The 12,551-nt window shown below is 35.0% G+C and carries 15 protein-coding genes; 3 read left to right on the forward strand and 12 right to left on the reverse strand.

Annotated features, from left to right (window positions below):
• The 5 genes from HLX49_RS13420 to HLX49_RS13440 form a co-directional block, all read right to left on the reverse strand.
• Positions 1 to 1,577 (reverse strand): DEAD/DEAH box helicase (locus HLX49_RS13420; RefSeq protein ID WP_296362500.1); only part of this gene is annotated, 1,577 nt, incomplete at its 3' end.
• A gap of 29 nt (positions 1,578 to 1,606) precedes the next feature.
• Positions 1,607 to 2,005, reverse strand: coding sequence for a (deoxy)nucleoside triphosphate pyrophosphohydrolase (locus HLX49_RS13425; RefSeq protein WP_296362502.1), 399 nt, complete (start codon positions 2,003 to 2,005; stop codon positions 1,607 to 1,609).
• Between the two features lie 246 nt (positions 2,006 to 2,251).
• The gene (locus tag HLX49_RS13430) at positions 2,252 to 2,761 is read right to left on the reverse strand and encodes a hypothetical protein (protein ID WP_296362504.1); all 510 of its coding nucleotides are present in this window, start codon (positions 2,759 to 2,761) and stop codon (positions 2,252 to 2,254) included.
• Between the two features lie 248 nt (positions 2,762 to 3,009).
• Positions 3,010 to 3,177 carry a hypothetical protein gene (locus tag HLX49_RS13435; protein ID WP_296362506.1) on the reverse strand — a complete coding sequence of 56 codons (168 nt, stop codon included), beginning with the start codon at positions 3,175 to 3,177 and terminating at the stop codon, positions 3,010 to 3,012.
• A 13-nt stretch (positions 3,178 to 3,190) separates the two neighbouring features.
• Complete coding sequence (locus tag HLX49_RS13440) at positions 3,191 to 4,609, reverse strand: Tle-like phospholipase domain-containing protein (protein WP_296362508.1); 1,419 nt, start codon at positions 4,607 to 4,609, stop codon at positions 3,191 to 3,193.
• A gap of 107 nt (positions 4,610 to 4,716) precedes the next feature.
• Here HLX49_RS13440 and HLX49_RS13445 point away from each other — a divergent pair, with 107 nt between their 5' ends.
• Positions 4,717 to 5,010, forward strand: coding sequence for a DUF1433 domain-containing protein (locus tag HLX49_RS13445; RefSeq protein WP_164085400.1), 294 nt, complete (start codon positions 4,717 to 4,719; stop codon positions 5,008 to 5,010).
• Between the two features lie 212 nt (positions 5,011 to 5,222).
• Here HLX49_RS13445 and HLX49_RS13450 read toward each other — a convergent pair whose 3' ends face one another.
• From HLX49_RS13450 to HLX49_RS13480, 7 genes are all read right to left on the reverse strand, one after another.
• The gene (locus tag HLX49_RS13450; RefSeq protein ID WP_077701917.1) at positions 5,223 to 5,663 is read right to left on the reverse strand and encodes a cell wall hydrolase; all 441 of its coding nucleotides are present in this window, start codon (positions 5,661 to 5,663) and stop codon (positions 5,223 to 5,225) included.
• 324 nt (positions 5,664 to 5,987) lie between these two features.
• Positions 5,988 to 6,281, reverse strand: coding sequence for a hypothetical protein (locus HLX49_RS13455; protein ID WP_077701918.1), 294 nt, complete (start codon positions 6,279 to 6,281; stop codon positions 5,988 to 5,990).
• Between the two features lie 114 nt (positions 6,282 to 6,395).
• A complete protein-coding gene (locus tag HLX49_RS13460) occupies positions 6,396 to 6,797 on the reverse strand; it encodes a cytidine deaminase (RefSeq protein WP_073013478.1) in 402 nt (133 codons plus the stop codon).
• Positions 6,798 to 7,070: 273 nt separating this feature from the next.
• On the reverse strand, positions 7,071 to 8,066 hold the full coding sequence (locus HLX49_RS13465) for a virulence RhuM family protein (RefSeq protein WP_141130638.1): 996 nt from the start codon (positions 8,064 to 8,066) through the stop codon (positions 7,071 to 7,073).
• Positions 8,067 to 9,029: 963 nt separating this feature from the next.
• Positions 9,030 to 9,620 (reverse strand): hypothetical protein, encoded by a 591-nt coding sequence (locus tag HLX49_RS13470; protein ID WP_296362516.1) that lies wholly within the window; start codon positions 9,618 to 9,620, stop codon positions 9,030 to 9,032.
• Positions 9,621 to 9,694: 74 nt separating this feature from the next.
• Entirely contained in the window at positions 9,695 to 10,378 is a 684-nt protein-coding gene (locus HLX49_RS13475) for a hypothetical protein (protein ID WP_296362518.1), read from the reverse strand.
• A 32-nt stretch (positions 10,379 to 10,410) separates the two neighbouring features.
• A complete protein-coding gene (locus HLX49_RS13480; protein ID WP_296362519.1) occupies positions 10,411 to 11,808 on the reverse strand; it encodes a Tle-like phospholipase domain-containing protein in 1,398 nt (465 codons plus the stop codon).
• A 101-nt stretch (positions 11,809 to 11,909) separates the two neighbouring features.
• Between HLX49_RS13480 and HLX49_RS13485 the strand changes: the two genes are divergently transcribed.
• Positions 11,910 to 12,188, forward strand: coding sequence for a DUF1433 domain-containing protein (locus tag HLX49_RS13485; RefSeq protein WP_176087372.1), 279 nt, complete (start codon positions 11,910 to 11,912; stop codon positions 12,186 to 12,188).
• Between the two features lie 76 nt (positions 12,189 to 12,264).
• Entirely contained in the window at positions 12,265 to 12,546 is a 282-nt protein-coding gene (locus tag HLX49_RS13490; RefSeq protein WP_296362520.1) for a DUF1433 domain-containing protein, read from the forward strand.
• Positions 12,547 to 12,551 lie beyond the last annotated feature (5 nt).

Below are 12,551 nucleotides of genomic sequence, written 5' to 3' on the forward strand. Positions count from 1 at the left end.
ACAACTTGATTAACACTCGGAATATCAATACCTTCATTAAAAATATCAACTGTTATAATGTAATCCAAAGAACCATTTTCGAGGCGATTCACTTGATACATGCGTTCTTCCTGCGAGTGATCTCCCGTTAAAGCAACAGTTCGGAAACCTCTTTGATTTAGAGCATCTGATAATTTTGCGGCTTCCTCTTTTCGACTACAGAACATCAACCCTTTTACTGAACTACCTGAGTGCCCATAGTAGTGTAGCTTAACAAGAATATGTTCTACCCTTTCATCTGTGACGAGTTTTGATAGAATTGCTGTATCGTCAATTACCTCTCCATTGTACTCCAAATCTGTAACACCAAAATAATGAAACGGGCAAAGCATATCTTCTTCTAATGCTTCTTGCAACCGAATCTCATAGGCAATATTATAATCAAACAACTCATATATGTTAAAGTCATCCGTACGCTCAGGTGTTGCTGTCATCCCCAATAAGAATGCAGGTTGAAAATAATCCAATACTTTCAAATAAGAATCCGCACCTGCTTTATGAACCTCATCAATTAAAATATAATCAAACTCCTGACAATCAAATTGCTTCAAGGTTTCCGGTTTAGAAATCGTTTGTATCGTTGTGAATAAATACTTTGCATCTATTTGTTTATGCGAGCCAGACAGAATTCCAAAGTCCTTGCTAAGACCTCCCATCACTCGTTGAAAATCCGATTTAGCTTTATGTAAAATTTGCTCTCTATGTACGACAAATAACATTCGTTTTGGGGCAACACGACGTACATCGAACGCAGCCAGATAAGTTTTCCCCGTCCCTGTTGCTGATATGACAAGCCCTTTATCATGACCTTCATCTCTTACCCGTTTTATTTCTGCCAATGCCGCGGTCTGCATTTTATTCGGTTTTATATTTGTCGCGGTTTTTAAAGGATTATCCTCATAATCTACGGGAAGCTCTACTACTTTACCAGCAGCTTGATATGCAACAGGTGTATATACCTCTTCATAAGATTTAATCCACTCATTGGTTAAAGGAGTTGCACTATTCCAAACATCCTCAAATTGATTTTTAAAGTGATTAATTATTTCTCCATCTAAATAAGATGTAAGCTTAACATTCCACTCATAATTCACCTTCAACGCTTGAGCAGTAAGATTTGAACTTCCAACAATCAAGGAGAAATACTTATCATGCTCAAATATATAACCCTTAGAATGAAATCCTTCTTTATCGGTTAATCTTACTTCTACGTTCGTTATTTTCATTAATTCCTTAAAAATTTTCGGTTGATTAAAATTCAAAAATGTAGATGTTAGAATTCGACCGTGAATTCCTTTTCTTTTCATATCTAAAAGATGAGATTTTAGCGTTGCCAAGCCGCTTTCCGTAATAAAAGCAACGGAGAAAATAAACGAATGACAACTGTTCATCTCCTCGATTATGGAGGACAATACATCTTCATTTTTCTGTGTATTATTCACTAATAACTTTGGTTTATATGTATCTATTTTTCCATAATTTCGATCTATGAATCCCATATACAAGGAATCTTCTAAGTTTCTAAGAAAGTTTTCCATCTTACCACCAACCAAACGAAATGATTACTTTAGATAACTGATTCATTCACCAATTTTTCGACTGCCGGAATATCTGCTGGTGCCCAATCTAACATATGCAGTTCTTGTTTTGGTAACCATTTTATTGTTTTATGTTCAGTTAAAACTGGCTCACTTCCTATAAGCGTACAATAAAACGTAGTCAAGTGTACAATCCCAAATTCGTATTCGTACACCGTGTGATCCAGCTGACTACCAACTTTAATATTGCATTGCATTTCCTCTGCAATTTCTCGTTTTAAGGCATCTTTTGGCGTCTCATCGTTTTCTATCTTACCTCCAGGAAACTCCCATTTGTAAGCCAACGTTTTTGTTGCTCCTCTCTGAGCACATAGAACTTTATTATCATTAATGATGACTGCTCCAACGACATAAATGTTTTTTTTCAACGAATACCTCTCCTATTTGCTATTGTTAGTATCTATTATACTAGAATAACGATTCTTTAAAAGAACTTCAGGTTACGAACAGTTTACTAGTCAATTTTAGCGAGAGTCCCTGAAACGATAACCTAAACTGTACTTTTAGGATATATTCCCTTTGTCTCAAACAGAAAAAATCAGCTTTCCTTGGGCTTACTTATGAGTTTTTTCCATGTTAACATTGCCTAAATTTTCTACTTTCTCATATTTGGGTTAGAATAGACCTTCCAATTGTGTTATCAATATTTCCCAATTTGATGCATCAAACCATTCAATTTCTTCGGTATGATACCGACCTAATTTTACAGTTATGGAATTGGCTATTTCCTTATGATATATTCGCCATTCCAAACAGTTGGTATATACAACGGTGTTAAATTTTTTAATATGCTCTTTCAATTGTTCTTGCTCATCAATCGTTTCGCCTAAATCATTTTTAAATGGCAAATATTTAACTTCTACAGTAGCGCAAGGATCTGTCTTATCTTTATGTAAGATGAGCAAATCAGGAAATCCAGCTCCACTAATGTAACGAGGATAATCATCGCCGCTCCATTTTCTTCTACTGGATACATTTATTACATTGTATTCCTCGGAAAGAGTTCCTCGTATCAACAACTCCACTATAAAATAAAGCCCTACTTCTACACTGTTTCTTGCGTTTATAAGCTCCACCTCCGATTGATACTTTGCAAAATCAACTTCATATCTAACTTTCGTCATATGCTTTTCCTCCTCTAAAGTCTTTGGTACAAAAAATATTGTAGGTGCTAGCTGCCTATTTGCTGTAAAGTAGGAACTTATATGTTTTAGTTTTTAACAAGCCCATTAAAAAAACCATTACAACTGAATACTTTCATAAGCAATATTACGTTTAACGCTCATGCTTGATATCCTTAAAGCATTCATTTCAAGGCGTTCTACTAGAGCTCTGTTTGCCTTACCGTCAAATTGTTGAGCTAAAACATCTTTCACTTGGGAATGCTTTTCATAAAGTGACTCATCATAAAAGCATTCATTAAAGGTTGTTTTATATGCTTTTGCTTTTTTTGCAAAACATCTCTTATGTGTGTTCTCAATGCTTCCTTTTGCTTTCGTCTAATTAAGTAATTTTCCCACCATTCTTCCCATTCTTTCAAGCTGCTCACTCCTTTAGTTTTTAATTCCAAACCATTGGGCAAGAATTTGGTCTATACGTTCAAAATCTCGAGCCATCTTTTCCATATGATGGGCTATTTCCCCTGTGTCCTTTTGCAGGTCTTTTAAAGTAGCCAATAAATCCTCAAATTCATCCAAATCAAGCAACATGGGAATGCCGTCTTCCATCTTTACTATTTCGTGAAACGCATCCTCTACATCTGCAATGGTTAATTTATCATAAGCCCCTATTCCTGCTGTTCCTATAAATGTATTTTTTATTTCGCTCATATCTGCAAAATAATAATCTAAAAATTTTATGAGTGCTTTTCTTGTTATAGCTAGATGTTCTTCACTATTTTTCAGATCCGTAGCTAGTGCATTCATTAGTGCAGATTGTATGACAATCGAAAAATTTCCGACACCGTTATTTTTTAATTCAAGTGGAGATTTGGTTATACCACCCATAGAAAGCGATCCCTGTATGATTTCATCGAATAAATAATCGGAATTAAAATACCCGTCTTTATTGTATAAATCTTTTTCCAAATAATTCTTTATCCCATGAGTAGCAAGTCCAACGCCCTTTGTTTCGACAGGGTCCTTCATATAATATACAGAACCAACGGAATGCTTATAAAAAGTGCCGACGACGTCGTTAGGATACGTATAGGAGATAATATTATCTTTAAACTCGCCATTTAAAGCACGTTCCTGGTCTTCTTTGGATAATAAACGAAACACATCTGCTGCGGCAAAAGTAACCGCATTGGCATCATGTTTCACAGCATAATATTGAGCCAGACCTCCGCCAAGAGAATGGCCTGTAAAAACGATGTTGTCCGATCCGTGTTTCTTTACGTATTTTTCAACCACTTGTTCAGCTGCTGTAAATTGATTTTTGGTGTCATATGTGAGGGTTTTATCTTTGGAGTCAAACTTCGCTTTACCAGTTAATAAAGCAGCATCTTGAGAAGGTGTTCCTAAATAAGGTGTTTTTCTATAATCTTTTTTGGTATAATCGGAATCACCAAGGACAATTCCTTGGATGTCTTCTTCCACATCTTTTAGGGTTTCAGAATAGTCTACATCTTTTTGGTTATAAACAATATACCCATTTTTCAATTCTGCTCCACCCCCGGCACCAGCCAACCTAGCATCTTGAGAGGGTGTCGCTAAGTATTTTTCTTTCACTTTGGTTGTGGTTGTTTTAGGAAGTTCCGTTCCCCTAAAACTGATAACGATTTCATCTGTATCATCGTTTTGGAGCACATATCCATGTAAACCTGTATCGGAGTCTTTAATAGTTTCGATGTTTTCCCAAACTTGTATATGATAATCTGTTTCAATGAAAATCTTTCTTGGAATCTGTTTATAAGATTGCCTAGAAATTGTAGAAGCGGTGAGGTCTGTTATATTGTTATAATTTACCAAAATTGCGCCCTCCATACTTTGATAATAGTTAGGAAGTGAAACGAATGAAAAAACTCTTAATTCTAATATTTTTAACTGTTACAATTATACTATTGGGAGGTTGTTTTGTGAAATCAAATGAGGAAGATTTTAATAATAATACAATTCTCAAGGCGGAAAAAACTATAGAAAGTTATTTGAGTAACAATTTTAAAAATATCCATACAATAACTTTTAAAAAGAATGATCATAGTACTCCTATGGGTGGGATGGTAATTAGCGGTACAGTAAATAATAATGAAAAAGCAACTTTCTCCATTGATGTTGATTATGAAAATGATTTTAAAATTATTTCTAGCGCTGTAGGAAAAGAATTCCCTGAGAGAAAAGAGGAGTGCAAAGAAAAAACATGCGATTATTAAATTTGTAAAATTTATTTTTACTAATGTCGCTTTTTTGCACCTATAGTTTATAGTTTTTATAACATGATTTTCTCTTATCAAACCTTACAAAAATAGGCCCCGCTCCTCAAAAGGAACAGGGCCATTTCTATGTTTACTAAAAAGAACTCCTTGTATGAGCTCTCGCACAATGCTCATCTTTTCCAAATGTGAACGGCATCCTTTGCCAACACCTAGCCGATATACACACTATCGCATGTATTTGCCTGTGGTTCGTAATAACAATGTAACTTGTATTGACCAGCAAATGGTTGACCGTACCATGTAGACGGGCATGGAGCATATGGATTAAAATACCATAGCGCATACTTGGAAGGATGCTCTCTCCAATGCTCCAATACTCTTCTAGCTAATTTCTTTTCTACACCTCTCGCTCTGTTGTAGAAAACATTACCTTTTTGCACAGCTTCAAAAGAGTAATTGCCTCCCTGTATTTGAAAAATTACGTCGTATATGGATCTTAAATCTTTAAAGTCTAAACAATTAGCAACTAAACGATTTACAATGACGTTACCGACCATCAGCATCCCTAGCTGGCCTTCACCTTCCGCCTCTGCCCGCATCATCCTTGCCACTAAAGCCACATCACTATCTGTATACGCTACCCTTCCCATTTTTATCACCTCTAAAAATTATATGAGGGAATTTGGTAAAAATGATTGCTAATATCATTTTTTACATGGGCTTTGCTTGGTCTACTACATCAAAGTGATTGTATTTATTAGCTCCTTATTGGCATAGTCTTCATTCGGACAATATCAATTTTTCGCGATAGGTTCAGGTTTTCAGACATCTTTGTAAAGCATACGTGTGCATTTCAATATCCGCTACAACCGTCAGCTTCTTGGTATCATACTGGGATATTACCCCACATAAATGGTAGATCGCTTTTTTGTTGTTTATAGAAGCACTTCATCCAACTAACTTAATCATGCAGCTTATTGCTCTTTAATAAAATAAAACCCTAGTCCATTTTCTTGTGATACATACCTTGATAAAGCTAATGAATTCTCTACACTACGTTGTTCTTTTGCTGTGATAACTGTCTCAAGGTCTTTCCCTTCCATACTTTTATTTTCACGTAAATCTTGTCCCTCTACGGTTACAACTCTGGTTTTATCTTCACCACTCACGTCCGTTTGTTCTTTTGCTAATACATTTGTAAATACAATTGATAATACAAGGGCTCCTATTAATCCAAAAACTAAGCCTAATTTTCGTCCTCTAATCAAAAGGATAAAAAAGAAAGAAGGACAATCTCAGAAGATTTTAGACGCACCTTTCCGTAAACCTAGAAGTGAAATTATCAAATACATCGCACAAAACAAACCTGTTTTTCAAGACATTTATTTTTCATAGGCTTTATACCAATGATACGGTTGAATTTCTCCCAACGTTTTATATTCAATTCTTCCATGTGAATTTGTTACTGCCGCTTTTACATCTCTACCCCAATAAAAAAGACGTTCTTGACATACGCCACAAGGAGTTAATATTGTAAATTCAGCATTTTCATCTTCCCTTACCACACAAATTGTATGGGTAACCTTTGTATTACGTTTATGTGCTTCGAGGATAGCTCCCGTTTCTATACATAATTCCGTTGAAGCGTTAATAACATCTGGGGAAACACTGGTTAGTATATTCCCATCCTCCGTTAACATCGCAGCAGCACCTCCCCATCCAGAAGGATATCTATCCTTTATTAACGCAATTGCTGATTGATACAGTTTTTGCTCTATGTTCATATTTACCTCCTTCTATCCATTGAAACATCACTAATATAAGTATTAAAATTACTTAACAAACATGTGTCCATGAAATTATTCTAGCATCACTTTATAATACGAAATATTCTGTGTATTAAAATAAATAACGTCTTTAAACAGTGATACTACATCTAATATTATCAATTCTTGTGGTATTTCCAAAAGTTAATACTTGTTTTACATCAATTATGATAAGATTCCATTTCGTCACTAAGCAACTCTCCCAGATACATGTAGAACAAAACTGAGGTCTTATCTCTTTAAGTCCTCATTCTCAATAAACTGCTCAAAGTCATCGTGAGTATTTTTATTTAAACGATGCTGGTTAAATGTTTCATACTCTTGAATGGCTAACTTATCAGCTACAGCCTTTGAGATCCTTCCTGCATTTTCAAGAATTTCACGCTCATTAAATTGAAGAAAGGCATTAAGTTTATCAATCCAATCGTTCATATGCATTGGCTGTTGTCTTTCCGCTTGATCTTCGGCATAATCTAAGTACATTGCGACAATACGATTGAGTGATTTAAGTTCCTTTTCCGTTAAGTAATTTTTAGCAACTGTAACATCTGTTTTTCTTACCTTATTCCCTTTCCATGCAGTAAGACCCATATTCTCCTTCTCGGCCTTCGCTCTATCTACTATAAGTTCAGCCGCTGTTTGACCATGAATTGCAAAATGTAGTTTATTTTGAACAGTTGCGAAAAATTCTTGTGTGACTTCTGCTTTTGGATCGTAGTCAATAGACGTCGCATAAATGTCTGTAATTTTTTGATAGAACCTTTTCTCGGAAGCACGGATATCACGAATTCGTTCTAGTAACTCATCGAAATAATCTTGTCCAAAATTACGCATTTCTTTCAAACGGTCATCATCCATTGTAAACCCTTTAACAAGATATTCATTTAACCGCTCTGTTGCCCATTGGCGGAATTGTGTACCTCGGTGAGAACGAACTCGATATCCAATTGCAATAATCATTTCAAGGTTATAGTGTTTTGCTTTTCTTTTCACCTCCCTTGGCCCTTCATTTTGAACTTGTAAGTAATACTTACAAGTTACTTCTTGCTGTAACTCCCCTTCTTCGTAAATATTTTTTACGTGAAGTGTAATATTTTGAGGTGATGTTTGAAACAATTCCGCTATTCCCTTTTGGGTCATCCAAACTGTCTCATTCTCCAATCTAACATCTATTTTTGTGTTACCATCCTCTGTTTGATAGATTAGGATACTAGTTTCCTTTTGCAATGTCATCACTCCTTTTTAAAAGAATCCCCGTTTATTATTTTTTTCTAAACATCTAGTTTGTGTACTATTATACCATTTTAAGTTGGATAACCAAACGAAAAACGAACGCACGTTTTCTTTGTTGTGACTGAATCCAAATGTACAACGCGTTAGTGAGAAATCCATCACTTACACGGATGCTTTCAAGAACAGGTTTATGGATAAGTATCTAAACTCCCACGACATATTTTTATGGAAAGTGGATTTGATGAAGAAGTAATTGAAATAAAACGATCCGGTGGAAGAAAACTTATGAAACGAAAGGGTTAACAGGGCTTGCTGATACAAGAAAACAAAATCCTAGCAGAACCTTGAAACAGGAGCTTACACCTTCTGAAGTGATCGGGAGGCAAAATGCACGAGGATGAAGTAGATTATAAATCAGCCAAAACATGAAAGAAATTAAAATGAAAAATCAATCATTATATGACTTACTTTAACAATTACCGTTATCAGTAGAATATAAAAAAGATGACCCTATTCAATATAGGAATCATCTTTTATCTGCATAAGCTCTTTTTTTATAAGTGCCCTTGACACGGGTGCCAGTTTAATAGTTGCCCACTTATCCTTCTCAGTAATATTTATAAATTGTTTAAAGAGCTTTACACTCTGATAATTTATGCTCTAGTTCATATTTTATAATTGGCGGGTATGATACCTAGGTGGTTGAGCCAGATTTCTTGAACATCTGGCTTCCCGGCTCAGGATCTTGCCCGCAGAAACTCTGAGTCAAGTGACAAAATGCATCTACTAACTTTAAATAGAGAACATACATTTTGTACACTATAACTAAGTTTTTGTTCCTTTAAAAATTTGTGCAGTTTAGTGTTAACATACAAGATTGCTTGGAATCCTCCAAATACCTTCCCAATTATCAAACTTCAGTTATTCCAATGGTTTACCTCTAATTTATTATTTACTTTAATCTAACGCTGTATATTTTAAGTATTCTTCTACTAGCTCACGTTCAGCTCCTACAATAAAAATATCTTTCATTATAATGTTGTCAAATCTATTTTTGGTGACATTATTGGCAAGTTTATTAGTATCTTCCGACTCTAATTGTGCGTAAATTGATGTTAAGCGATCTTTAAATAACTTCAAAAAAGCTAGTTCTGATTGATTGATCTCCTGGTCCTCAAAAAATGGCGGAATTTCATGTCCCTCATAGCTTATTCCACGATTCATAACAACTGCAGCGTAACCAATGTAATTTGTTCCTCCTCCCATACCATCGAAATAATAAGGAACTCTTCTCACCATGTAGTCCAGATAGTTTAGTCTTTCTACAAGGTAAGAAATCTCACGATAATCAGTCTCTTCGTCTGCGATGATTGATTTTAACGATAATATGGATTCTTGGAGTTCGTTGAAAAAATCTTCAATATAATATACGGTATAATAACTATTTTTTTCTTGGTTCTCGATATATAGATGATAATTTAAAAAAAGACTAATAAGGAGTAAGCATATTAACGATATATTTAATGCATTTAAATTATTTTTTATCATATTAAAGACTCCCGAGTATGAGGTTTCAATATATCACGCCTAGGTCTGTCTAAATAGACCTAGGCGTATAAATACTAATATAAGTTTGATCCTAAATCAGTTTTATAGGCCCAGGTTACTCTTATACTACCATCACCTGAATGAATGTCTCCTTTTAGATTTACGTAAGCTTCTTCATTTCTGATATCGTAATCTTTTAAATTCCCTGAAACTACACGGTATACTTTCCCATGATGGACCTTTTTTTGAGCTTCAAAATCTTTTCCTACAAATTCTTCAGCAGTACCTAAGCCTACGTTTTTAGGAGACATCTTACTTAGCGTATCCCAGACGTTATATACGTTATCCCCATATGGAATTAAACCTGCAACATACTTTATTAAAGGTGAATTACTTCTTTTTGTAAGTCTTTGCCCTTGTAAATCTTGACGAGTATAAACACTAACTTCGCCTTCACCATCAGCTAAATTTTGCGCTATATGCAAATTTCTTTGAGTTAAACCAAAATTATAAAAAAAAGCTTTAATATCTTTGGTATAGTGGTCATACTCCAAAACCATCCCATGTTTTATTTTCCAAATATTTGTATAATCGTTGGTGATATTTACCCACTCACCAAATCTTCCTTCAATAAGGTACTGCTTGAAGAATTCCACATTTGATTCTAAATCATTTTTTATTTGTTTCTTTAACTCCTCTTCTTGCCTATTCGTTTCTAAATAATTTTGCCACCAGTCAGTAATATCCTTATCTTTCATCAACCCACCTCTTTTCTGCTTCAAAAATTGCATTATTTAAGTTGTAACCATTGAGCAAGTAATTGATCCATATGGGTAAAGTCCTTGCTCATTTTATCCATATTATAAGCAATGTCTCCTGTATCCAATTGGGATTTTTGAAGTTTGGCCAATAATTCTTCAAATTCACCGATATCCAATAACATGAGCAATCCTTCTGGACCAACACCTGTTAGATCACGGAAGATTTCCTCTACATGAGAAGCATTTAACTTATCATACTTGCCAAAACCGACAGCATTCATGTATTTACGCTTCAACTCTGTCATCGTTGTTATATAGTCATCGAGAAAATGTGTCAATGCCTTTCTTGTGGCTGCAATTTGTTCCTCACTTTCCTTCATCTCGATAACATAACCATCCATTAAACTGGACTGGATACGAATATGAAAGTCAGAAATACCACTATTTTTCAAAGCTAGAGGAGACATCGTTAATTGATCTTGTATCTTTTCATCGTATAATAGCCGAGGCAAGAAATAGCCTTTCTCATCATACATACTTTTGTCCATATAATTCTTAATGCCGTGGCTACTTAATCCCCAGCCTCCTTCTGCCGGATTACCCATATAGTAAACAGAACCTATCGAATCTTTATAGAATGTTCCTACAGCATCATCCGGGTAGGTGTAAGAAATGACATTATCCTTAAACTCACCACTTAATGCTCGCTTTTGATTTTCTTCAGATAATAAATCAAAGACATCCGCCGCAGCGAAGGTAATAGCATTCGAATCATATTCCACAGCATAATATTGAGCAAGTCCACCGCCTAATGAGTGACCAACAAAGGTAATATTATTAGCTCCATATCTTTTCACATATTTATTTACAACATGATCCGCTTCGGTAAATTGATTTTTATTGGTATACGTGATGGTTTGATCGTTGGGGTTTAACTTAGCCTTACCAGTAGCGAGAGCTGCATCTTGAGAGGGTCTTGCTGTATAGGGTGTTTTTCCATATTCTTTTTTGCTATAATTGGAATCACCAAGGACGATTCCTTCTACATCTTCTTGAACATCCTTTGCGAATTCGGAAAAGTCCGTGTCTTTCGTTTCATAAATCAGATTACCATCTTTTAGTTTCGCCCCTCCCCCAGCTCCGGCTAGACGGGCATCTTGAGATGGTGAACCAACATACTTTTGTTCCACTTGTTTTGTCGTTGTCTTTGGAGGTTCTGTTCCACGAAAACTGATAACAACTTCCTCTGTGTCGGGGTTCTGTAGAACATAGCCATGTAGTCCGGTGTCTTTATCTTTGATGGTTTCGATATTTTTCCAAATAGATGTTTTTCCATTTCCTAACTCTACGTAAATTTCTGAACGATTATCTTTATAAGTTCTTTCCGAAAGTCTACTTGCTATTTTATCATTAATGTTATTAGTCAATTTTATCACTCCTGCTATAAGTAATAATCAAAGGAGGTTATCTTATCAAAAAAGTATTTTTTTTATCAATTGTTTTTATTATACTATTAGGAGGTTGCAATGTGAACTCTAATAACGAAACCTATGATGATACAACAAAAGAAAAAGCTACAGAAGCCGTTAAGCAGTATTTAAAAAATAATTTTGAGGGAATCGAATCCGTTAAGATCGATAATATCTACCAAAGTCCAATGGGAGGATTGACCGTTGATGGCAATGTTAATGAAGGAGTTGCTGACTTTTCAGCAGGGGTTGAAAATGATTATACTGTAGGAAGTATAGGGTTGAGTGAAGGGTTCCCCGAAAGGAAGGAAGAATGTAAAGAACGATCGTGTAAATAATAAAAAGGAGGTATTCAGCATGTGAAAATATCTTATGTTTTTTATAGTTACCACTATAGTTCTTACTGGATGTAATGTGAACTCATCCAATAATAATTATGATGACAAGACGGTTAGCAAAGCTAAGGAAAAAGTAGAAAGCTATCTACGTCATAACTATGAGGATATAAAATCAGTGGAGTTTAAAGATGACATGAGTGACCCTATGGATGGTTTGATGATTCGTGGTACAGTCAATGGAAAAGCTGATTTTTCTGCTAGTGTTGACCCAAAAGAATTTAAAGTAAATAGCATGGGGGAAAAAGAAGGATTTCCTAAAGTAAAAGAAGAGTGCAAAGAAGAGGTTTGTGATTATTAAATAGG

This window comes from Virgibacillus sp., assembly GCF_013393565.1.
Classification (GTDB): Bacteria; Bacillota; Bacilli; order Bacillales; family Amphibacillaceae; genus Virgibacillus; species Virgibacillus dokdonensis.